We start from the raw sequence: 23133 nt of genomic DNA, 5'->3' as shown, positions 1-23133 counted from the left end.
CTATCCAGATTGAAAGAAAGGATGACAAATCATGGAATCCGGTGTTTTGAAGGTGAATAGTAAACTAAGTGAACAGGACGCCGAGAAAATTTTGGATGCATTAAATCATGTCTGGGGAGTATCCGATGCAGAGGTAAGCGTGGATCGTGCAGAAGCGTCTTTCAAATATAATAAGAAAATGGCATCAGCCCAGGATTTTGCCCAGGCAGTAATAGATGCAGGTTTTACCATAACCGAACAAAAGTAAAGGGTGACTCTCATGCGAATTTGTGAAGTATGTGGATTTAAAGAAGAAGAAGAAATCAGAGATCAGGAAGAAATACAGCAAGTGGTTCTTCATGTATGCGAAAGCTGCAGACAAGAGAGAAAATATAATCCACTAAATTGGATTTTTTAAAAAGTCGATTATCTTAATTTGAAGCCCCCTATAAAAACAGCTTTCCTTTAAACAAGAAAGCTGTTTTTTTCTCTTCTCTAAAAGACCATTGAACTTAGAACTTAGAAGAAACTGTGAGAAAAATAGGTAAGACTCCAAAGTCGTTACTATTTTAGATTAAAGATTTTCATAACATCCTCCCCCTGTTAGAGGAACCTAACTCCTAGCGAATTAAATATTAAGAGCGCAGGAATTAAACCATACAACGACATTAAACATCATTAATCAAAAGGTATTTAGCTAAAAGTTACAAAATTGATACTTCAAACATATTAAAGTGCTAGCAATAAGATAGCAATTGCTTAGCAGGTGATAAAAACGCTGTCGAAAGCTGTGTTTTCTAAGCTGATCGGTAAGATTCGCCTTTTTTCTTAGTAAGTAAATTTTTTTGAACGTTTTTCCTTTTTAACTCGTCTTAAATGTATTAAAGAGAAAAAGATCTACTATTTGGGAGGAGAAAGCATACATGAATGCTTTTATAAAAGCAGATAAAGTTTCAAAAAACTTCGGGGCACATAAGGTACTTAAAGAGGTATCTTTTAAAGTTGATAAAGGAAAAGTTGTTGGTTTACTGGGACCAAACGGTGCCGGTAAAACAACGATTATCCGCTTGCTAAATGGAGTGATTATTGCAGACGGTGGGTCTATGGAGATTGGAGGTTGGAACCCTAGAGTCAATGGACATGAAATTAGGAAGATGTGCGGTATTCTTACCGATGGAGCTGGCATGTATTTTGAAATGTCCGGTGCAGAAAACTTGGAGTTTTTCGCTAAGATCTATGGTACATATGAAAAAAAAAGGATACAGACGTTATTAGAAGAATTTGAACTTGCAGAGCACCAGAAAAAGAAAGTGGGGCTTTACAGTACAGGAATGAAAAAACGACTGGGGATGATTAAGGCGTTATTGCACCGCCCTCAGATTCTATTCCTTGATGAGCCAACCAACGGTCTGGACCCTGAAGGGATCCGGCTAGTTTACGATTATGTCAGCAGGCTTAACCATGAGGAGGGAACAACTATATTCTTATGTTCCCATATTCTTCACCAGCTCGAAGATGTATGCCATTCTTTTATGTTTCTCGAAAATGGAAGCATTCTGGAATCAGGAACAAAGCAGGAATTGGAAGAAAAATATATTAATCAAGTAACGCTGCGAGTTGAGACTGGGCTAAATATCAAATCTGATTTATGGAATGGATTGCAGGTTAAAAACCTAGGAGTAAAAGGTTTTGAGTTTAAACTGTCAAATAAAGGGGAAATTGCTCCTCTTCTGCAAAAAATAGCGGAGGAAAGCTGGATACATGATGTACACATTCAAAATAGGGATCTTGAATCGCTCTATTTTAAGATACGGGGTGAAAGCAATGAATAAACAAGCTATTTGGGCCATAGCCCAAAAGGATATAAGGGGCATAACAAGCAACAGTCAGGTATGGATTGGTTTTATTGTGACTCCTTTATTATTTTGCATATTATTACCTGTGGGGCTCATACTTGCTGCTAAGTACATGGTTGTAGCCGACCAGGACTTATCTGCCATACTTTATAAGATTTTAAAAAACCTTCCAAATGGAGAGTTGAAGCATTCCATTCAAATGCTGCCATCTATTAACCATCAAATTATATTTGTTGGTATAAACTTCTTTCTTGGCTCGCTTTTTCTTATGGTTCCTTGTTTAAATTCCATGATGATAGCAACCAATAGCTTTGTTGGGGAAAAAGAAAGGAGAACCCTTGAAAGTCTGTTATTTGCTCCAATCACTGTGAAGGATTTATTTATCGGAAAGGTTCTTGCTGCTTTTATTCCTGTTATGGCTCTCACGGCAGGAAGCTTTATTATATTTGCGATTGTAGCTGACGCGTTGACCTATTCTATGTTTGAAAAATTGCTTTTACCCAATACAAATTGGTTTTTGCTCATTTTCTGGCTTTCACCCATTATTTCCTTATTAACGATATTATTCAGTGTGATGGTATCAGCAAAGGTTCAAAGCTTTCAGGCAGCACAGCAATTTGGAGGTGTTATTATTCTGCCTATCATTCTGTTAATTATCAGCCAGGCCTCCGGTTTCCTTATCCTGCAGCCTCTGGCTGTCTTTCTTATTGGAATTGGCCTTCTCATAGTTTGCATTCTCTTTCTTTGGCAAATTACCAAATGGAATAACCGGAATATCCTGTTTGAAAAACAGCTATAGATTTTAAAGGAGGAACCCCAAATATAGTGGTATTTCTCCTTTAAAAGGAAGATTTTCTTATTTGGTATAAGTGGCCAGCAGTGCCAGAAACAGAAGTTTTAACACTCCCCGATACTTGACGTAAAAATAGTGCACCGATATACTTACTTACGATAAGTAAAGATAGATTAGCTGTTTTTTAATATAATTGAGGTGTTATGATTATGGCAAAGATTAAACCAAACACTGCGTCTGGAAATTCCTCCAAATTTATTTTTTGGATCATTGGGTTAATCGCAGTATGTATTTTAGGATTCATTTTTTTGGCGAATCACTCAAAATCTACTTCTACATCAAAAGATTCTATAGATTACAGTAATCAGCCGTTTTTGGGGAAAGCATCTGCTCCTGTATCGATTATTGAATTCGGAGATTATAAATGCCCTAACTGCAAAAACTTCGGTGAGAATGTTATTCCTGTCATTCAAAAAGAACTTATTGATACTGGTAAAGCAAAACTTTATTTTATGAATGATGCTTTTATTAATACTGATTCCACTCGATCTGCCAAATTTGCAGAGGTAGTATATAAAGAACTTGGAAATAAAACTTTTTGGAAATTCCACGAGCTTTTATACAAAAAGCAGCCATCAGAGAGCAAATATGAAAAAATGGACATTTATAATGAAGCATTTTTAACGTCAACATTGAAAGAGATTGCTTCTGAGTCAGATACTCAAAAGGTTGTAAATGCATTTAAGAATAATGAGGGAGACTCTCCCTTCAAGAAAGATATGAATTATGCTGCCAAATTACATGTGACAGGCACTCCGACCATCTTTGTGGATGGAAAGCTATTTGACGGGCAAACGATCGATGATCTGGCCGAAATGGTGGACAAGGCGGCTAAGAAGAATGAATAAAAGTTTATTACTAGCCTGGATTGCAGCGATTATCGCTACATTAGGAAGCTTATATTTAAGTGAAGTCATGCATTTTATCCCTTGCACACTTTGCTGGTACCAGCGTATTTTTATGTATCCATTGGCAATCCTGCTGGGAATTGGCTTTTACTATCATGACAAAAAAATACATCGGTATGCCTTGCCGCTTTCTGTGATAGGTATGCTGATGTCCGGATATCATTTCCTGCTGCAAAAGATACCATATCTTCAGCAATTTGAAATGTGTACTTCAGGGGTACCTTGTGCAAAGGATTATCTTAATCTGCTGGGATTTATAACGATCCCATTAATGGCTTTTACAGCCTTTACGATTATAACGATTAGTCTTGTTATATTTGCCCGTATAAATAAAAATGAAGAATAACAAAAAGCGAAAACCGATTTAAAGGTTTTCGCTTTTTTATTTAACTTCCCATAGCTTCAGACTGCTTTTTCTTCAAGCGGTTTTCAAGAACGCTTATCATAAATAGGAAGTGTTCAGCTTCTCGAACCACATGATCGGCAAGAAGGGGATTAATTACATTTTTTATCTGACAGTTTTTATTAATTCAAGCCAAGTCTTTTTAAAATTCCTTAATTTTACGGTTGCACTTTCGCTTTCCTGATTTAACCTGCCAATGGTTGAATAAGTTGGTCTTCTTTTATAAAGCATTGATTCAACATCCGCGAGCCTGGTTTGTGCCTCCCTAAAAAGACTTTTGGTTTATTGTTTTTTCGATAAATTTCTAATATGCCCTAAGCAAATTAAAAAACTGAGAATGCAGAACATATTTACCTGAATATAAATTTATAGGGATAAATAGATGGCTAAAATGAAAAATGTTGTTAAAACACATAAAAAAAGGGCCTCAAAAGATCACTTGTGTTGCTTTTCCTTCTTCATATTAATATCCATTTGATTTCAAACATCCCAATATCTCTTTCATTCTCAAGCCTATATTTGTCAGTTTAAGACTTCTTTCATCTTCAATAAAGGATAAATGATAAACGAAATAGAAAATATCATACATAAAATGGAAAAAGAGGGGGAAGTAATGGATATATCCCTTGATTATGATATTTTTAATAACCTGCCAACTACTGTTGCAAGCCTGCTGGGTATTATAGTATCAATCGCCATGTTTACATATTTATTTATAAACCAAAAAGTAAAACTGGGTTTTAAAAAAACTTTAGCAGCGACATTAGTTGGGATAGTTGTCTTTTCTTTTACGATTAATACTGCTGTTATTTCAGTCAAAATCCCGGTTCTGCCTCTTGGTGTTTGGTTCTTATACTTTTATCTTAGGGGGAATCGCAATAACGAGCGTTGGCAGCAATATCGAAAGTTTGCCTGGCTTGGGTATATACTGAACTTTATCCTTATCCTTTGTCATTTAATTGTCATACCATTATCTCATTACTTTTATCCGGAAAATAAATTATCAACCTATATTGATAATGCCAGTAATGCTCGAGTATTCGCATCCCATCCTTCTGCCAGCCCCGCAGAACTTAACCGTATTTCATTATTAAACCAAATTGAGAAAGCGCGAGAAAAAAAGGCTATGAGCATGGACTGGTATTATGATACTGCTATAAGAGAGAATAGATCTGCTGAACGATTTCCTTATTATTTAACCAATACCAAACCAAAAACAGGAGGAGAAGAGGTTAGAATTTTTATTGAGAGGAATGGAAAGGGTCTTCTTATTTCGACTTTAAAAGGCCAGCACTATTTTCGTCTTGACAGCTCCATTTTAAAGGAGGAGCTCCATGACTAAAAAAACTCAATATAGCCTTATTTGCATCGGTATCATTCTCCTGGCCGTGTCTGCCTATATCTTTTTTATAAAAGAACCATTAGATTTCCCGAATAAGAAAGTCCTCAATAAAAAATTAGAAGAGGTATTCCAGGAAAATGGCGGAATTAAAATTAAACAAATTCAATTTCTGGATAAGCAGCATGCTGTTGTCTTTTTTTCTTCACGTGATAATGCCAACGGGACGAGTTTCTGGAAGTGGGATACAGTAAAATGGAGTATAGTTTCTGCTGATACTATGGGGATTCCGAAAGTATGGAAAGTAAATCCGTCCGATGAGAATTCCTATTATGTTATCTGGAACTTTGGTCCCGGAAACCAGTATAAAAAAGTCGATTTTTACTTAATATCAAAGCGGAACTTTTTAGTATCAGATGAAATGGACACCTATACACCAGGTGTACAACTTAAAACTAATCTTCCAATTGAACAGTACAGCTCAGGAGTTATGAAGCTGCCGATGAACATGACAGCCTATATTAGAGATGAAATTAAAATCAAACAGATGAATAAACTAAGTTTTTTTAATGAAGAGATGCCCATGTATCAATTTGGCTGGTTGGGTTTTGCCAATAATGGAAAAATAGGAATCTTTAATAATTCAGACGGAAGTGGGTTTGGAACCGGAGGAGAGGAAGGCCTGCAAGATGTTTTTTTCCGCGATCCAAGTGAATTGGAAGGACCTCTTGAAGAAAAATGAGGGCGAATTTATATGAATCCTGCAAATCTTAAGAATCTAAGAAGATATCAATTTTTAGTTTTGAAATGGCTTTAATAATGGGTGTTTTTTACTTAACTTTAAAGGCAGGAGTTCCCTTGGACTACTTTTTCCTTTTCGCTCTGTTATATGGCTAATCCAGGGGAGTTAATCTTTTTAAAATCTTGATTCCTAAAAAGTTAAAAGCCGCTGCAGGAATATGAAAGATTTTCAAAAACAGTTATCTGACCTAGATTATTATTTATCTGCGATGCTGCCACTCATTATTGTGGTTAACATAGCTCTTTATTTTCAAAATCGCAAGCTGGACCCAATTGAAATTAAGAAAAGGTATGAAAGTAAGAATCTTGTAAAAGGAATTGTATTAGGGATTCAGGTGCTATTGCTCTCATGCCCTTTAATATGTTCTGCTTTATCCTCTTTGGAGGATTTAACTTTTGTTCTTGGAAGTTCGAAAATGTTATGGTATAGTGGTTTAGGAATTTAATAATATCCGCTAACGCGGTAGAGGTTCTAGCTACCCTCTCAAAAAAACTATGGGAAACAGGACTTCTTTGTAGTTCTGTTTTTATTTTTTTGGAGTGCCGAACCGAATTTCCTCATTTCATATATTCGGAGGTTACAGGATGAGAATTTTTCTTTATTTGTTTAGCATAGTAACAGCAAACGTTATAACAGCTGCTTTTGCACCATTACATCTGGGGATCTTTATTGTTCCTATGGGAACCTTGCTTGTTGGGGCAACATTCATTTTGCGTGACCTGGTTCAAAATAAATACGGACGTGCGAAAACTTATTTATTTATTGGAACAGCACTTGTTTTATCTGCGGCTGTTTCTTCATATTTGGGAGATACTTTACTAATTGTTGCTGCATCAGCTTTATCATTTCTTGTTTCAGAAACCTCGGATACAGAGATTTATAGTCGTTTAAATCTTCCTATGAGCTGGAGAGTATTTTATAGCGGTCTCGCAGGCGGTTTCCTCGATTCCATCATTTTCGTGATAATCGGGTTAAGTCCATTAGGTGCTAATTTTCTTCCATGGGAAGCAGTACCGGCAGCAATTCTTGGACAGGTAATTTTTAAAACCATCATTCAGGGATTAGGAGCACTCATTCTTCATCAAGCCGAAAAATCAAAGCTGTCATCAAAGCCCATTTCAAATAATTAATCAAGAAGCGTCTTTCTATAAAAGGAAAGGCGCTTTTTATCTTTAATGCTGTAAAAAGATGTTGTAGATTGTAAGAGAATCGCGACACTCCTCGGAAATGCATTCGCATTTCCATAAGCGGTTCAAAAATGCTCGTTCAATCTTTTGCGGAAAAACGGTCTGGAAAGACTCCACTGCGGAATAAGAGCGAGGAGGCTAAACCATTGTGACGTGAAAAGGGAGCTGATTTCCATAAAAATGTTTTTAAATTCTTTATGGAGAGAGAGTTGTCAAAAAAAACAATGGGACCGTCCTTTGTTATAGAAGTGAAAACGGTTTGTAACTATCTGGACATGTATCTGTAAACAAACCTTACTATAATTAAATAAAATGCAGAAAGCAGGTGTTTTTATGGAAGAAACAGAGGTTAAGTCATACTTGCAAAAATCGCTTGATGAGTGGAAGGAAGATATTACACAGGTCCTTGATCAAATTGGGCTTGAATATGAAGAAGTTGCCCAGGAACTCAAGGTTTATTCCTATAAATACGGTATAACAAAGCAGGTCATTCAATCAACTGTTAATGATGAAATTATAGAAAGTATTCGTGAGAGGTACCATAGACCCTTTGAAGAACAATATAACCAGCTAAAGGAATACATAAAGGACCTGGAAGAAAAGCGAAGAGTTTTTCAGATGTTCATACATAAAATCGATGAAGTTACCAGGAAAGAAGCTTCAAGATATTAAAACTTAGCAAAATAAAATCGCCTGCCGAATTTGGACAGGCGATTTCTTAATGAATAGAAGTCATTAACAACGGAATGAGTGAAAAACCAAAAACCAAGGTAATCCATGCAGCAAAAATCATAGCCAGAGTAGAGAAGGTGCCTTCCTGTTCTCCATACTCAAGCGCCTTGCTTGTTCCCGCACCGTGAGCAGCTGTCCCTAAAGCCAATCCTTTAGCAATAGGAGCTTTTATAGAAAGACCTTTAATTACCAGCGGACCAAAAGCTCCGCCAATTACTCCCGTTAAAATAACAAAGACAGTAGTTAAAGCTGGAAGGCCACCAATTTCTTTTGAAACTTCAATAGCAATTGGTGTAGTAATCGAACGGGGAAGAATACTGATCATAAAATCGCTATTTAAGTGAATCAATTCGGATAATCCAAAAGATGAAATAATAGCTGCCAGGCTTCCTGCTGTAATGCTGACAAAAATAGTACCGATATATTTTTTTACCATAGAATAGTGTTTGTAAATGGGAATCGCAAACGCAACGGTAGCAGGTCCAAGCAGATGGGTCAGTAATCGAGAGGAATCAAGATACTGATTTGCAGAGACATGAACGATGCTTATAATTAGAATTAATCCAGCCGGTGCGATAATCAATGGATGAAACCAAGGAAAAGGCCACTTAGTATAGGCTTTTTTAGACACCCGGTAAATGATATAGGTTATTAATGTAAACAAAATCATTTTCATTACGCATTACTTCTCTTTCGGTTTAATATTTTTTCAGCTACATATGCAGTTACCCCTATAACAATAACTGTACTGAAAGCAATCAGTAGAACAGTTTCTCCTCCCTGAATGCTGAAAATTTCATGATAATTTACAATTCCAACGGCAGATGGAATAAAAAATAGAAGTAATTCCGCCAGCAGCCAATTCCCGCCTTGTTCCACCCACTCAAGTTTAACCATTTTAAATTTAAGTCCAAGGAACAAAAAGATCAGACCTATCATAGAAGCGGGAATAGGAATAGGAAGTACATGTTTTACTCCATAACCCATAAACAAGAAAATATGAAGGAATAAAATTTGTATAATAATTATTAGAATTTTTTTCAATCGTAACAGCCTCTCTCTAAAACACCTTAGGTAGAAGATAATATTACGACGAAAAACGATATTCGTAAAATACATATTAAGAATGAGTTTCATAACTTAAGGTTATGATGCATCCGCTGAAAATGGTTTAAGATTCGATTTGTGTCAGAATAAAATTAATTAATTTTCGTCCCGCATATGAAAGGTAACGATCTTTTCGAGTAATAACAGCTAATTCCCACATAACAGGCGGATTCAGTTTAATCTGTTTAAGATCTTCGTGTGAGGCTCGTTCACAAATCGACTCAGGCAATATAGTAACTCCCATTTGCGCGGCAACCATTTCTGTCATAAAATCCCATTGGGAGGTTTTAAATAAAATTTTTGGTTCAAAGCCCTCATTTATGAATTTTTTCCTCATGATATCATGAAGTGAAAATTCTTCATGGTAAAAAATAAACTCTTCATCCACTAATTCCTTTAATTCAACATATTCCCTGTTCGCATACCGGTGACTATAAGGCACAAGCAGCCTCATTTCTTCAGCAAGAAAAGGAAAGACATTTAGTTCCTTTTCATCAATTGGTAAGACAGCGACTCCCAGTTCAAATTCTCCTTCCTCTACGCTTTTAACAACCCTCGCTCCGCCATATTCTGTAATTTTAATTTCAATATTAGGGTAATCACGATGAAATTTGGCCATCACTTTGGGAAAAAAGAGACTTCCAATGATGGGAGGGAGTCCGATATGTATTCTGCCGCGCTTTAAGTTGGTCATATCATTCAGGGTTGTATTCATTTCATCCATTAATGAAGTCATCTTCTGAGCATATTCCATAACAACATTTCCTGCATCTGTTATTTCATTTTGCTTATTGCTTCTAATCATCAGAGGTATTCCAATTTCATCCTCTAGGGACTTTATCATTTTACTTAAAGCAGGCTGGGAGATATGAAGCGTTTCAGCAGCCCTCGTTACACTTTTTTGCTTTCCTACTTCCAGGAAATATCGTAAATGCCTTATTTCCATGGTTTTCACCTCCACCTAAGCATTTTAATACAATTATGGCGTAAATAAAAATACGGAGAACAAACCTTATGGTCCGAACTCCGCACAAGTTTACATTTCTAGTTCCATTCGTACTTTCTTCTCCGTTCTGACAAGACGGGGGAGAATGATAAGATAATACGTTCCAACAATCAGCATCAGGATTCCTATGGCATTATAAATAGAATCTACTTTTATAAAAGCTGGGAAGATCGCTGCAATAATGGCAAGTGCAGCAGAATGGGCGGTCATCATTAGCGGATCCAGCCAGCCTGATACTCGACCCAAAAATTTTGGCTCCACTAGCTCATTCATCCACCCTGATATGGCGACATTAACAGGAGCAAGAATAATCCCCATGACTAATATAACAGCATAAAACCACCAGACATTTGTCATGGCACCAGCAATCATACAAATAAATTGCTCCGGTTAAAAGTACTTCTGTGATAAGAATCCTGTATGCCTTAAATTTTTTGACTAATGGACTGCCAATAGAGCTTCCAATAATAAAACCAATTCCGAGAAAAAAACTGAAATAAGCTGCAAATTGTTTATAATGTTCAGGAGCTAACATATATTTCAATGTAAAAAGCGGGAGTACCGAAAAACATCCATTAATAAACCCGAAAACAAGAAAACCGGAAATGATTGAAAGAAGAAGTTTATTTTTTAAAATATATTGAAGTCCAGATCTGAAATCGGCGAGTAACATTTTTATATTAAGTTCCTTCATTTTTGTTTTCCCGTTTGGAAGCCTGACTTAAGTAGAAATAGGGCAGCTGCGAATCAAAATGGCTGAAACGACAAAGCTAACTCCATCAATAACAATCGAGCCGGATACACCAAAATAATGTTAGGAAAGAGCGCCGAGACCAACTCCAAAAAGCATAAACAGTCCCATAACCATAATTTGCTGGTTTAAAGTTATCTTTGTTGATTTTTTCCAGCTATCTTGATTGAAGAGGGAGGCTGCCAAAATGCCTGCGAAAAGCGAGCGCCAGGAGTAAAAATCTTATGGTGAGTATAACAATGGTTAACCCTTTGAAGCACACAGGCAACCAAATGATAAACGGGGAATATGCTAAAGAAAAAAGGGAGGGGCTGCCATTGCTTCATATTGTTAGTCCGGGGGAGAGCTTTGAAAGTATATCTATGGATTTTCGTGTTTCCCGAAAAAAACTTTATCGTGCCAACCCTGGTATATATAGACTGTATCCGGGACAAAGAATTGTCATCCCTGGTATTCCGGAGCCAATTACGATTCCATTTTCTATAAAGGTTTCCCTTGGCAAAAAAACACTTGCTCTTTTTAATGATGGCCGCTTTGTGAAAGTCTATCCTGTGGGTATTGGGAAAATGCTGACCCTTACACCTCTTGGGGATTATATTGTTGTTAACAGGGAGCCAGCACCCGGAGGACCTTTCGGTGTTATGTGGCTTTCTTTATCAAAAGCAGGGTATGGAATCCACGGCACAGACAACCCGGCTTCCATTGGCAAAGCCGTTTCACATGGATGCATAAGAATGCACAATAGGGATGTTCTAGAGCTTTCAGGAATCATTCCAAATGGAACGAGAGTTAGTATTGAAAAATAACCTGTAAGGATTATCCCTTACAGGTTAAATTTATAATCGAATAGAAATGTTAACAAGCTGGCGACTTTCTTTTCGCAGATCTATTTTTGCTGACCATAGGAAGTAAATTGCACCTAGCAGAATATAGAGAAATCCTCCCAGTAAGCCAAGGGTTCGGGGTGAAATCCCTTCAAGAGCCAATCCTGATAAAAACATAGAAAGACCTAAGCAAGTATTGGTGACGGTTGCAGAAAAAGCAAAGTAAGCTCCATGGTGTTTTGCAGGTATAGTCTGCATAACAGCCGTATCCATTAAAGTATTTCCCACTCCGCTAAAGAGCGTAAGAATTCCAAATAAAAGGGCTGCAAGTACAAAGGAATGAACCTGGCTAATCCCTGTAAGGACAACTCCTTCCATTAATAACCCTATAAAGGCAATTGATAGAAAGTTCTTTTTAATAAGTCCTGAAACCAGAGGACTCATTAAAAGTCCTGTTCCCAGAACGCTATAAAAAATTCCAACTCCAAGTCCGCCCATTTGGAAAACCTTCACCGCGTAAACACTTAGCAAAACATTCTCAATCCCATTTATTAAAGGATTTAACAAATCAAAGGTCATGAGCATAATCAAAAAGACAGAAGTCATGGCCAGCCTTGCTATGCTGACATCATGAACTGTTTCTTTTGATGACATTTTAACCGTTCTATTCTCAAGGCTTGGTATTCCGGAAATGAAATATGCAGCAGCAGCAAAAGATAGAATGTTAATAAAAAATGCCGCCTTCGGGCCAAGGAGGAAAGAAACGATCCCTCCAGTAAAAGCTCCCACAATTAAAACAATTCCGAGAGAAACCTGCTCCCACGCGTTAACATCCTTTATTGATTTCTTTTGCACGATGACAGGAATTCCAGCTTTCCTTGCCGGAGCATACAGAGCTTCTCCAGCTGAAAGAAGAAAAGAGCCTGCATAGACAATCCACATGTCAGCTGCACTATTAATAAAAAGAAAAGATATGGCAATGAAAGCACGTACAAGGTCGGTAGTAATCAGAACTCTCTTCCTGGTCCATTTTTTTGCGAACCTGCTGCTAAATGGAGCAAATAGGAGAAAAGGGATCATTCTTAACGCCATTGTTACCCCAACAGCTAGGCCAGAGCCTGTCATTTCCAAAATAAGCGTCAATAGCGCTACCTGACTGAAACGGTCACCAATTCCATTAACCACGCCGGCTAGAAATAACTTTCGGTATGATTTTTCACGAAGTATGGTTTGATACATTTTAAAACTCCTAAGTTTAACCATTAATTTTATAATTATCTAATTAGATATTAATCTAATCTCATTCTCCTGTAAACAAAAATATCAACTTTTTAATGCAAGAATTGAATATTTAAAAAGGAGGGAAATATAAATACATGGACAAGGAGGGGTTTGAATGGAAAACAAATTTATCTTACAGTTTTTTTATAATGAGGACAGCTCCATTTCCATACCAGTTAAAGGAGAAAATGCAGAAGAAATTTCTAAAAGGATCATTGAACAAAATAAGCCATGGATCTCCTTTCCGCTACGAGATAAATTCACAAAGAAATTAGGTTCGGAATATGTCACTATTAACATAGAAAAAGTTAAATATTTTAAAGTGGAAAAACAAATCAATTCTGTGACATCCAGATTTGACGAATCAGATTTTGTAGGAATAACGGAATAGAAGCAAGAAATGAGAGACAGTAAGATAAACTGAAAGATTCACAGAAAAAATAAGACTAAGATTCTATTTTGATTTAATTGTGCTAAATTGGCAGTTTTACAATTTCATAACCACTGAATAAAATAGACAACGTATATAGTTAATAAAATAGACAACGTATATAGTTAATAAAATAGACAACGTATATAGTTAATAAAATAGACAAGTTATATAATTAAAAGCCTAATCCTGATATTTTTCAGAAGCGGAGGAACCAATGTTCTTGGGGTTCATTCTGTTTTACAGAAGGGGTGTGTTCTCTTTCGCCATCCTATCCGTCAGCTAACTTCGCAGGCAAAGTGAGGAAGGTCCTAAGACCACCAAATTCGGTTTATTTTTTTGATTGAAAAAGATACCTGATAGAAGGTCTTTTTGTTTTGCGTTATAAATTAAATCGCCTAGGGAAAAATTCCTCATGATATAAAGGACAGCATTAGTTCATGAATCAAAAAATAACCATTATTATGATTCACCTGTATACAGCACAAATGAATCCAGAAGCAAAAGGTGATCAAAATGTTGGCAAATTATATAAAACGTTTAATCGGTCAGCCAAAAATTAATATAAAACTTGATAAGCCATAGTATTCTGCTGGTGGTGTTATTAATGAATCAATTGAATTCGAAGGCAGATTGATCAAAAACAAAATCGGCCGTATTGATATTGATTTGCTGGGTGAAAAGAAGTCTGTTCACGATGCTTTAAATACCATGTCTGTATTATGTTCACTGCCATGCTATCCTAAGAAAAAAGAATCGATTGAATTTATTATAACTATTCCTGAGGAACTGGAAAGAGAAAAAGACTACTCTCTTGAGTTTAGTGTCAAACTTGATAATTCCTCTTTTATTACAAAAAGAAAAACCTTAAGAGTTTCCTATTGAAAAGGATGTCATTACATTTGTCTTGGTTTCTGAAATACACAAAGTAGTAAACATTACACTTTCGTTTACAAATAGTATCGGCGGAGAAAATATTATTGCGGTTTATGTGAGATTTGACGATACATTAATTGAAAAATGGAAGAAATGTGGTGCTCCTTGCAGATTGAATGTTCTTAAAAGCAAATTGATCTCTTTTGGACCCGCTGAACAGGTTTATTCAAGCAGTGGAAGAGAAAAGGGGCCTTGACGGCGATATTCACATTATTATGCCCCAGTTTATCCTGATGAAATGATGTATAACCTTCTTCATAAACAAACAGCAATTCAGCTGAGGTGTCGGTATTTCCACCATACGGATATTGAAAAAATTAAAAGAAGGCAATATAACCACCCTGGTATATACTGCCTTCTTTTTGTCTGGAAGTACTTCCTTCACTCATAAAAATTAAATTTCATTTTACATGAAAACAGCCAGCATGTGTTACAATCTTGAGTATTCAATATGGAAAAATTAAAACACTGCTAAAGAAGGGACAAAGCTTTTGAACACTAAATTCAATCAAAAAATTATCATAGAGAAGTGCGGCACTGTCTCCTTCAGGCGTGGAGAATTTTTTAACCGCAATAATAAAATAGAATTTTCTGAATTCTGTTCCAATAAATATAAAGCAGTTGTGAAGGGTGATGAAGAAATTTTTCATGTCATTGTTCAAACTGATGAACATGGCAGCCTTCATACTAAATGTGATTGTACTAAGCTTGCTTCCTATAATAAGGATTGCCAGCATATCGCAGGAGTTCTGCTGGCCATTCTGGAACATCAGCGTAAAGGAACTGTACCAATTGAAGCAAAGGAAAACGATGAAACTTTAACAGAGGGATTAATCAACCTTTTCACTAATCGTACCGTGCAAGCAAGCGGGCATCTTCCTCATTTCGAAAAAAAACAGGTAATTGATGTTGCCTTTACATGCAAACCATTTTCTTTAGGCAATGAGAGATATCTATTCGGCCTGGAAATAACCATCGGTTCTGAAGTTGTTCAAGATATTCGAAGGTTTTTAAACCACATAAAAGAAGGCAGGCCTTACAAACATTCAGGCACCTTCACATATGAACCAACTCTTCATTGTTTCGAAAAAGAAACATATGATGTTATCCAGCAGATAATCCAGGTGCTTCGAGACCAAAATGCTTATGGAAACACTGCTCCATTACAAGAACACGATCAGATGCTGCTAATCCCGTCTTCCTCATGGGAACGCCTGCTTCCTATGCTGGTAATAGCTTCACACACAAAGCTGGAATATGAGGGACAAACCTTTTCAGGCATTAGCTTAACAAATGAAATCTTCCCATTGGAATTTGAAATGAAAGAAACAAACGGATCCGGCGTTGCGTTAAAGATTAATGGCTTGTCAAAGCTGGTCATTTTCGAATCCTATGAGTCTGTTTTATTCGATGGAAAAATAAAAAAGCTGGATAAGGACGATTTGAATAGGCTTTTGGAACTTATAAAGATGCTGGGAACGTCGGGTTCAAATTTCATTCCTATTCCAAAAGAGCAGCTTTATTTTTTTCTTGAAAAAGTGGTCCCTGGACTGAAAAGACTTGGGCGTGTTAACATTTCTGAAAGTCTAACAAAAGAATGGGTAAGAACTCCTTTGGTGGCTAAGCTTTATCTTGACCGGGTAAACAATAAGCTTCTTGCAGGGCTGGAGTTTCAATATGAACATATATCGATAAATCCATTGGAAAGAAGAGAGCTGCCAGGTGGTTCCTATATCGTTAGGGAGACTGCGAAAGAAGATCAAATCCTTCAGCTTATAGATGAAAGCTCATTCTCAAGGACCGAGGAGGGGTTTTATCTTCAAAATGAAGAGCTTGAGTATGAATTTTTATATCATGTTCTTCCAAAACTCCAAAACCTTGTACGAATTTATGCTACCACTGCGGTAAGAAATAGAATATCAAGAGGAGTTTTTAATCCTCAAATAAGAATCAGAGTCAAAAAGGAACGGACAAATTGGCTTGAATTTAAATTTGAAATGGATGGTATCAAGGAACCGCAAATTAAGGAAGTTTTGCAGGCCTTGGAGGAAAAAAGAAAATTTTACCGTTTGCCAAATGGATCTCTCTTCTCGCTACAGACGCGAGAATTTGAAGAAATTCTGCGATTTCTCCGTTCTCCATTGATGGAAGATAAGGATCTGGTAAATGGTTTAAGCCTTCCATTTGAAAAATGCCTGCAGCTGCTTGATACTGTTGAGTCAAATGATAATTTTAAGCTGGAGGAATCATTCCGGGAGCTTTTAGACAACTTGCGGAACCCTGACAGATTAGCATTTGAAGTTCCACACAGTTTTGATTTCATCCTGAAAGAGTATCAAAAATACGGGTATAAATGGATGAAAACTCTTGCTCATTTTGGATTTGGCGGTATCCTGGCTGATGATATGGGACTCGGAAAGACGGTACAAAGTATTTCATATATAGTATCGGAACTGCATAATATTCGTAAGGATAACCAGCCAGTTCTCATTGTTTGCCCTTCTTCTCTTTCATATAACTGGCTCAGTGAATTTAAGAAATTTTCTCCCGAGCTTAAAGTGTCAGTCGTAGATGGCAACAAAACAGAGAGAGCAAGCCTTTTGGGGAGTTCAACTAATACTGATGTATTAATTGTGTCCTACCCCTTATTGAGACGGGAGATCAGCTGGTTTGAAAAACAAGGCTTCCATACGGTATTTTTTGATGAAGCACAGGCGTTTAAAAATCCGTTAACCCAGACTGCTAGAGCAGTAAAGAAGCTGAACTCCAGATATCGCTTTGCACTTACCGGTACTCCTATAGAAAATTCCTTAGAAGAGCTATGGTCTATTTTTCATGTGGTTTTTCCTGAACTCTTCCTCGGGCTGAAGGAATACAGCAAGCTCTCCAGGAAACATATCGCGAGAAGAATTCAGCCTTTTTTACTACGAAGATTAAAAGAGGATGTACTAGCAGAACTTCCTGATAAAATAGAATCAAGGGAATCGGTTGAACTTTTTCCTGAGCAAAAAAGATTATATGCTGCATACTTGGCAAAACTTAGGCATGATACATTAAAGCATCTCGATAAGGAGACAATACGAAAAAATCGAATTAGAATTTTAGCAGGACTGACTCGTCTCCGCCAGATTTGCTGTCACCCTGATTTGTTTGTGGAAGGATATAAAGGGAAATCAGCAAAGTTTGAACAGTTGATGGAAATTGTAGAGGAATCAAGAATTTCGGGAAGAAGAGTGTTAATTTTTTCTCAGTTCACTAAAATGCTTGAACTCATTGGCAGGGAGTTAACTAATAAAAGTATGCCATTCTTTTACTTGGATGGCCAAACTCCGGCAGAGGAAAGGGTAGAAATATGTGAACGATTTAATAATGGTGAACGTGATATGTTCCTTATTTCTTTGAAAGCCGGAGGGACCGGGCTTAATCTAATGAGTGCCGACACTGTTATTTTATATGATACCTGGTGGAATCCCGCAGTAGAAGAACAGGCAGCTGATCGTGCCCATCGTATGGGACAGAAAAATGTGGTTCAAGTCATCAAGCTCGTCGCCCGTGGAACAATCGAAGAGAAAATGAATGATCTCCAGGACAAAAAGAGGGACCTTATAGGAGAGATCATTGATTCTGATGAAAAGATTATTTCTTCCCTTACAGAAGAGGATATAAGGGAATTATTAATGATATAAGTAATACATCAAAAAAAGCAACCTGAGGGAAGCTTTTTTTGGTGTGCTAGACATCTCCATTAACTTGGCGGTAAAAGTCAGCTTTGGATGTTGGGATATGCGCCCATTAGCTGAAGGCGAAGGTGTCCGCTGCGACGTGGAATCTAAAGGAAGCCTTAGGCAAGCCATCGGTCCGAGTTAAACGAATCATACGATTATTCTCAAGGAATTCCCTCATCAACAATGTGTTTAATTTCAGAAAAAAAACCAATGTGTTTTGAGGTTCTTTTTAGATACCTGCTGGAAGGCTTCCATGTGTGTTTATTAGAATCCCATCTGAAGTAAACATAGTTATATCTGCTGGTCGAAAGAATACGATATCCTTTAGTCCTTGCATTTTTTATAAAGTTTGTATCTTCACTCAAAGATATATCTAAAAAAGGGACATCCTGCATTACTGTTTTTTTAGCAACAATAGTCCCGCCTAGTACTAGTTTAACCGGTTTAAATTCCCGGCCTGGGAATCGAAGCCGTAATTCCTTAGTAGCCGGAATATACATAAAAATGCTTCTTTTTCCAAGAATATCAGCGTCTGTATTCTGAAAGGTTTTTAAAGCTTCATCTAAATACGCAGGACCATAATAATCATCATCGTCCCATTTAGCTACAAATTTAAACTTAGCTTTATCAATACCAAAGTTTAAACAACTTCCTAGTGTTGTGTACTCTGGAAGTTGGTACACCTGGACATGTTCATAATTTTCCGCTTTTTTCATCCATTCATTTAAATTTAGTGAATCACTATTTAGAACAATGATTAACTCTTTTTCTTGTAATATTTGATTTCGATAATTTGAAAAGATATTGTCCATATATCCCTCTTTATTTGTACAAGCAACGATGGAAATTCCCTCGTTTTTATTAGTTTGCTCCATTATACTTTACTCCCCTTGAATCGAAAGTTATTTAAGAAGCACCATGCTGTTTGCTTATCCGATCAATTAAAAATCTGCCATATCCTATAGGATTAAAGTGTTTTGCCTTCCATTCTTCATATCTTTTTCCTTTGTATCTCATGTTTCCATAGCGTCCGCGGAAGTTGCTCTCAATAAAATAGGGGTGTCCTTCTTTATTTAAAGCAATGTCAAATGCTATATCGGCAATATGTTCTGTATATTTTTCCAAATGTATTGCCAATTTCAAGGTTAGCTGTGAAATATCGTCATACACCTTGCTGTAAGAAAGAGATGGATGTCCCTTTAAAACAGAATCGAAGCTGAGAGATCTGCCACCCTGGCTAATATTCGTAACAAACTGTTCTTTTGATGGAGATACCTTACATAGAATACCTGCCAGTACCCAGTTGCCCGTGTGATTTCGCTGTACAACTACACGAAGGTCGAAGGGTCTTTCATTGTAAGTTGCCAGTTCAATTCTTTCCTGGATAATGTATTGCTTCTTACTAAAGGTTTCTGTAATATATGGGGGGATTTCATCTTTAAAGGTAATTTGAGACCACTCTCTTCTTGCATGTGGATAGTTGAGTACCCATGTACCCAAATTGTCCCTGGATAATTTCATTATCCCTCCGCCTAAGCTTCCGTTTGCTGGTTTAAGAATTAAATGATTGTGCTGATTCATCATTATTCTCAGGTTTTCGATCGTTCCCTTTACAGTCTTAGGCAGAAACGCTTGTAACTCTGGATTTTCACTGATAATGTGGTGCATATTCAATTTATTATGGCCAATGCCTTTTTTATTGTAGAACTGGATATTTCTTTTTTCTAAAAAGTGAATCTGCCTTTTTGATAAAAAGCTTCTTGTATAAATCACCTTAGGAATAGAAATGGTTTTAAGTTTGTACTTTCCCTCTGTTTTTACAAACCCTTGCACTTGATCAACTCCAGGTTTAATACTCCTTAACCTCATAAAAAAAGGAATAAGATGATAATGTTCCCCTGCCGCCTGGTAGGCGGAAACGTTTATTTGATTTTGTCCCTTTAACAGTACTTGATAAATGCCATCAGGCAGGATTACCCCTATATATTCCTGTTTCACTGTCCTTCAGCTCCTGCTTTTATCATTCTTCTCTATGTATATTTCAGATAAGCTAATTTTGCTCTAGATAATTGGCACAAATAGAAGGGGACTCATAGTATGTAGAAGTGAAAAGGAATACAGCCGTGAGGTGGTGGACTATGAGTAAATCGTTTCAAATAAAAAAAGAAATGGAAAATGGCTATAGAATAACGCTAAATTCTGTCGTATTACGGAAGCTGGGGATTACCCCATTGGAAAAAATACAATGTCGGTTTGGCCTTCAAAAATGTGAAGTCAATATTATTTCGTCTAATAAAATAAGAAAAGATGAAATCTTAATGACGGGTGATACTTTTCATTCTTTAATGCTGCCCCTGCTACCGGCGTACGAGATAGTATGTAAAGAAAATGTGATTCATTTCGGACCCATTATCGGAATCGTAGCAGCAAAAACCATATCAAAGCTGGATGAAAAAGTCCTCAAGCTTGGAAGATATGTGAAAAATTATAAAAAAATTGGCGGAGCGATTATTGCATTTTCAAACGAAGGGATTGACCGTGACAAGAAATTGATATTTGGTTATTTGTATAATCCATCAAAAAAAAGATGGGAGAAAGGGTACTACCCTTATCCATTGGCTATATTTAAAAAGTCTTCCTTAAATCAGGATTTGCATCGTCATTTTGAATCCTTGATTGGGAAAAATATATTTAACTCTTCTACATTTGATAAATGGGAAATGTATACTTGGTTTAAAAATTCTTCAGAATTAAAGCCTTTTTTGCCAGAAACAAAAATCTTTCGAACGTTTGTAAATGTTGTGCAGATGATGGAGAAATATGATGCTGTTTATATTAAGCCAATAAAAGGCATGCAGGGCAAAAGGGTAGCGAAATTAGAGAATAAGGACGACAAGCTTCTCCTTCAATACATTGATGAGGATACAAAAAAAGATTACACTTTTCCCGATTTGTATGAGGCAAAGGATTTCCTGGAAAAAAATTTTGGTGAAGAGAAATTTATTCTTCAGCAGCCTCTTAATCTTCGTTTTAATAATTCCATCATAGATTTTAGAGTGATCATGATTAAGGATCACACCGGATCGTGGAAAAATTATGGTGTTGTGGGGAGAAACGGGGTAAAAGGTCAAATTGTCAGCAACCGCCATAGAGGCGGAAAAGTAGAACAAGTAGATATCACACTCGGAAAAATGTTTGCCAAAAGGTCTGCAATTTTGGAGTATAGAAAGAAGATGGACAATTTGGCAAGAAAAGCTGCACAAACGATTGAGAATTGTGGATTTCACTTTGGGAAACTGGGGATTGACATTGGAATAGATACGGATGGAAAAGTGTGGTTAATCGAGATTAATCATCGTAATCCTAATGATTTTGTCGCTTCCTTTTCAGGGAATAAAAAATTGGTAAACTTGATTAGGCTGGCTAATATGCTTTACGCAAAAAGGCTAGCCGGTTTTTCATAGTTGAGATTATTATTTTATAAACGGATAAAGGCATTTTAGATTTTATTCGTTTTATTAGCGAGCCATAAATAAGAAGAAGCCTCCTTAATCATCCAAGTCATGATTTAAGGAGGCTTTGTTTGTCTATACCGTATCAGGCTGTTTTTTAAGTTCTTTAACGAATCTTCTTAACGACTCTCGCATTGAAGTTTTGACCAATATGATGGAATTTGGATTGGCCAGTTCATTAAGAATGTTCTGTGCCTCGATATCTGATTTGCATATATATACTCTGTTTGGATCCATGCCCAATTTGATTGCTTCACGGCTTATAATAGAAGCCGTATTTCCAATTGAAATCAATATTTTTATTTGATTTTCTATAACCATACGGGCAACTTTTTTATGCTCATTTTTCTCTTCTGCACCAAGCTCGCTAATTTTGCCAAGTACGGCTATAGAGGTTTTTTCGTGGGCGAGTTGATTTAAAACAGTAAGAGCCGCCTGTATGGAACCAGAGTTCGTATTCCAGGTATCATCAATAAGGGTTGCACCTTTTAATCCTTTCACTATTTCAAGGTGTCGTTTAAGATGTTTAAAGCTTTCAAGACGTTGGATCGCGTACTGAATGTCAACTCCATTCGAATGGACGGCGGCGATGGCAGCGAGTGCATTATAAACATTATGAATGCCGCAACCTGGTATACGAGCAGAAAGGGTTTCTTTGTTAAAAGTTAATTGAAAATCAATACTATGTTCTGAATATATGATATTATGCGCCCTAAAATCGGCTGTTTCTTCTAAGCCAAACCAAACAATCTTTTTATTTGGAAAGTCCTTGGTGATCTTTAAAGTATTTTCACAGTCTGCATTAAGTATTGCAGCCTGATTTTCGCCAACACCATTTAAAATCTTTGACTTTTCCATTCTATAATTTTCAATCGAACCAAATCTTTCGATATGGTCAGCTCCTATGCCGGTAATCACGGCTGTGAATGGGCCAAAACATCGGCAGCAGCGATCCAAATTCCCCTTTTTTCCAACACCTAATTCAAAAATTCCAAAATCCGTCTGATCTTCGAATTTTGTTAATACACTTGAGTTTGAACGGAACAGGTTATAGTTACCTAAAGTGGCTTTTACTTTGTATTGTTCAGAAAGAATATGCCTGATCATTTCCTTTGTAGTGGTTTTTCCGTATGTTCCTGTGATGGCGATGACTGGTATGTTGAATAAACGTCGATAAAAGGACAGGAAACGTTGGTAAGCAACTTTTATGTTTTTAACTTTTACGATTGTTACAGCATTGGGAATATTCTTAAGACGGCCAACACGATCGGTGACAATAATGCAGTTGGGTAAGGGCTTTTTTGTCACTGTATTCCCTATATTTCTATTAAGACAAAAAAATAATGTGTCAGAATTTAGCTTATTCCTGCGTGTAATGACAGTATGGAAGCTGGAACACAAGCCTTCTTTTATTATGATTCCGCCGATATGGGGAAGAATTTCTTGTAAATGTAATTGTTTCACAGTAATCTCCTTTGGGCTTTTTTACATAGAGAAATAAT

At 36.7% G+C, this 23133-nt stretch carries 26 protein-coding genes, 1 pseudogene and 2 riboswitches; of the genes and pseudogenes, 18 read left to right on the top strand and 9 right to left on the bottom strand.

Features of this window, described 5'->3' with window-relative positions; genetic code table 11:
• Nucleotides 1–31 precede the first annotated feature (31 nt).
• The 6 genes from G8761_RS11255 (at nt 32) to G8761_RS11230 (ending at nt 3942) form a co-directional block, all read left to right on the top strand.
• Nucleotides 32–247, top strand: a complete 216-nt coding sequence (locus G8761_RS11255; protein ID WP_166026604.1) for a heavy-metal-associated domain-containing protein — start codon at nt 32–34, stop codon at nt 245–247.
• Nucleotides 248–259: 12 nt separating this feature from the next.
• Complete coding sequence (locus tag G8761_RS11250) at nt 260–397, top strand: hypothetical protein (protein WP_166026602.1); 138 nt, start codon at nt 260–262, stop codon at nt 395–397.
• A 505-nt stretch (nt 398–902) separates the two neighbouring features.
• Complete coding sequence (locus G8761_RS11245; protein WP_166026600.1) at nt 903–1811, top strand: ABC transporter ATP-binding protein; 909 nt, start codon at nt 903–905, stop codon at nt 1809–1811.
• Nucleotides 1804–2634, top strand: coding sequence for an ABC transporter permease subunit (locus G8761_RS11240; protein ID WP_166026598.1), 831 nt, complete (start codon nt 1804–1806; stop codon nt 2632–2634). Before G8761_RS11245 ends, G8761_RS11240 begins: the two co-directional genes overlap by 8 nt.
• A gap of 203 nt (nt 2635–2837) precedes the next feature.
• Nucleotides 2838–3536: a DsbA family protein gene (locus G8761_RS11235; protein WP_166026596.1), complete on the top strand. Its 699-nt coding sequence runs from the start codon at nt 2838–2840 to the stop codon at nt 3534–3536.
• Nucleotides 3529–3942 (top strand): disulfide oxidoreductase, encoded by a 414-nt coding sequence (locus G8761_RS11230; RefSeq protein ID WP_166026594.1) that lies wholly within the window; start codon nt 3529–3531, stop codon nt 3940–3942. Before G8761_RS11235 ends, G8761_RS11230 begins: the two co-directional genes overlap by 8 nt.
• 40 nt (nt 3943–3982) lie before the next feature.
• On the opposite strand, the pseudogene G8761_RS11225 reads toward G8761_RS11230, so the two are convergent.
• A pseudogene (locus G8761_RS11225) lies at nt 3983–4242 on the bottom strand (DUF2935 domain-containing protein); the annotation flags it as partial.
• Between the two features lie 370 nt (nt 4243–4612).
• Here G8761_RS11225 and G8761_RS11220 point away from each other — a divergent pair.
• From G8761_RS11220 to G8761_RS11200, 5 genes are all read left to right on the top strand, one after another.
• Nucleotides 4613–5341: a hypothetical protein gene (locus tag G8761_RS11220; RefSeq protein ID WP_166026592.1), complete on the top strand. Its 729-nt coding sequence runs from the start codon at nt 4613–4615 to the stop codon at nt 5339–5341.
• Entirely contained in the window at nt 5334–6080 is a 747-nt protein-coding gene (locus tag G8761_RS11215; protein ID WP_166026590.1) for a hypothetical protein, read from the top strand. The genes G8761_RS11220 and G8761_RS11215 overlap by 8 nt, the downstream gene beginning before the upstream one ends.
• A gap of 217 nt (nt 6081–6297) precedes the next feature.
• Entirely contained in the window at nt 6298–6585 is a 288-nt protein-coding gene (locus tag G8761_RS11210) for a hypothetical protein (protein WP_166026588.1), read from the top strand.
• A 14-nt stretch (nt 6586–6599) separates the two neighbouring features.
• A riboswitch (PreQ1 riboswitch) is annotated at nt 6600–6642 on the top strand.
• 82 nt (nt 6643–6724) lie between these two features.
• Nucleotides 6725–7270, top strand: coding sequence for a VUT family protein (locus tag G8761_RS11205; protein ID WP_166026586.1), 546 nt, complete (start codon nt 6725–6727; stop codon nt 7268–7270).
• A gap of 390 nt (nt 7271–7660) precedes the next feature.
• Complete coding sequence (locus tag G8761_RS11200; protein WP_166026584.1) at nt 7661–7999, top strand: hypothetical protein; 339 nt, start codon at nt 7661–7663, stop codon at nt 7997–7999.
• A 46-nt stretch (nt 8000–8045) separates the two neighbouring features.
• Here the strand turns inward: G8761_RS11200 and G8761_RS11195 are convergent, their stop codons facing one another.
• The 4 genes from G8761_RS11195 to G8761_RS11180 all read right to left on the bottom strand — a co-directional run bounded on the left by G8761_RS11195 (nt 8046) and on the right by G8761_RS11180 (nt 10544).
• Entirely contained in the window at nt 8046–8735 is a 690-nt protein-coding gene (locus G8761_RS11195) for an LrgB family protein (protein ID WP_166026582.1), read from the bottom strand.
• Nucleotides 8735–9103: a CidA/LrgA family protein gene (locus G8761_RS11190; RefSeq protein ID WP_243449983.1), complete on the bottom strand. Its 369-nt coding sequence runs from the start codon at nt 9101–9103 to the stop codon at nt 8735–8737. Before G8761_RS11190 ends, G8761_RS11195 begins: the two co-directional genes overlap by 1 nt.
• A 127-nt stretch (nt 9104–9230) precedes the next feature.
• On the bottom strand, nt 9231–10112 hold the full coding sequence (locus tag G8761_RS11185) for a LysR substrate-binding domain-containing protein (RefSeq protein ID WP_166026578.1): 882 nt from the start codon (nt 10110–10112) through the stop codon (nt 9231–9233).
• Nucleotides 10113–10202: 90 nt separating this feature from the next.
• Nucleotides 10203–10544: a hypothetical protein gene (locus tag G8761_RS11180; RefSeq protein WP_166026576.1), complete on the bottom strand. Its 342-nt coding sequence runs from the start codon at nt 10542–10544 to the stop codon at nt 10203–10205.
• A gap of 651 nt (nt 10545–11195) precedes the next feature.
• Between G8761_RS11180 and G8761_RS11175 the strand changes: the two genes are divergently transcribed.
• Nucleotides 11196–11729: a L,D-transpeptidase family protein gene (locus G8761_RS11175; RefSeq protein WP_166026862.1), complete on the top strand. Its 534-nt coding sequence runs from the start codon at nt 11196–11198 to the stop codon at nt 11727–11729.
• Between the two features lie 30 nt (nt 11730–11759).
• Here G8761_RS11175 and G8761_RS11170 read toward each other — a convergent pair whose 3' ends face one another.
• Nucleotides 11760–12986, bottom strand: a complete 1227-nt coding sequence (locus G8761_RS11170; protein ID WP_166026574.1) for an MFS transporter — start codon at nt 12984–12986, stop codon at nt 11760–11762.
• A 157-nt stretch (nt 12987–13143) separates the two neighbouring features.
• Here G8761_RS11170 and G8761_RS11165 point away from each other — a divergent pair, with 157 nt between their 5' ends.
• The 5 genes from G8761_RS11165 to G8761_RS11150 all read left to right on the top strand — a co-directional run bounded on the left by G8761_RS11165 (nt 13144) and on the right by G8761_RS11150 (nt 18080).
• Entirely contained in the window at nt 13144–13419 is a 276-nt protein-coding gene (locus G8761_RS11165; protein WP_166026572.1) for a hypothetical protein, read from the top strand.
• 209 nt (nt 13420–13628) lie between these two features.
• Nucleotides 13629–13771: riboswitch (cyclic di-AMP (ydaO/yuaA leader) on the top strand.
• Between the two features lie 127 nt (nt 13772–13898).
• Nucleotides 13899–14021, top strand: coding sequence for a hypothetical protein (locus tag G8761_RS27650; protein WP_275940698.1), 123 nt, complete (start codon nt 13899–13901; stop codon nt 14019–14021).
• Between the two features lie 70 nt (nt 14022–14091).
• On the top strand, nt 14092–14343 hold the full coding sequence (locus G8761_RS11160) for a hypothetical protein (protein ID WP_166026570.1): 252 nt from the start codon (nt 14092–14094) through the stop codon (nt 14341–14343).
• Between the two features lie 22 nt (nt 14344–14365).
• Nucleotides 14366–14590, top strand: coding sequence for a hypothetical protein (locus G8761_RS11155; protein ID WP_166026568.1), 225 nt, complete (start codon nt 14366–14368; stop codon nt 14588–14590).
• Between the two features lie 295 nt (nt 14591–14885).
• Complete coding sequence (locus G8761_RS11150) at nt 14886–18080, top strand: DEAD/DEAH box helicase (protein ID WP_166026566.1); 3195 nt, start codon at nt 14886–14888, stop codon at nt 18078–18080.
• Between the two features lie 200 nt (nt 18081–18280).
• Here G8761_RS11150 and G8761_RS11145 read toward each other — a convergent pair whose 3' ends face one another.
• Both G8761_RS11145 and G8761_RS11140 read right to left on the bottom strand, forming a co-directional pair.
• Nucleotides 18281–18994 (bottom strand): glycosyltransferase family 2 protein, encoded by a 714-nt coding sequence (locus G8761_RS11145; protein WP_166026563.1) that lies wholly within the window; start codon nt 18992–18994, stop codon nt 18281–18283.
• Nucleotides 18995–19025: 31 nt separating this feature from the next.
• The gene (locus tag G8761_RS11140; RefSeq protein WP_166026561.1) at nt 19026–20117 is read right to left on the bottom strand and encodes a YheC/YheD family protein; all 1092 of its coding nucleotides are present in this window, start codon (nt 20115–20117) and stop codon (nt 19026–19028) included.
• A gap of 140 nt (nt 20118–20257) precedes the next feature.
• On the opposite strand from G8761_RS11140, the gene G8761_RS11135 reads away from it, so the two are divergent.
• Entirely contained in the window at nt 20258–21583 is a 1326-nt protein-coding gene (locus G8761_RS11135; RefSeq protein WP_166026560.1) for a YheC/YheD family endospore coat-associated protein, read from the top strand.
• Between the two features lie 123 nt (nt 21584–21706).
• On the opposite strand, the gene G8761_RS11130 is transcribed toward G8761_RS11135, so the two are convergent.
• Entirely contained in the window at nt 21707–23095 is a 1389-nt protein-coding gene (locus G8761_RS11130) for a Mur ligase family protein (protein ID WP_166026558.1), read from the bottom strand.
• Nucleotides 23096–23133: the final 38 nt, after the last annotated feature.

Source organism: Neobacillus terrae, assembly GCF_011393025.1.
In the GTDB taxonomy this organism is placed as follows: Bacteria; Bacillota; Bacilli; order Bacillales; family Cytobacillaceae; genus Neobacillus_A; species Neobacillus_A terrae.
Note: the sequence above shows the minus strand (reverse complement) of the source record. Positions and strands in the feature narration are given on the sequence as shown.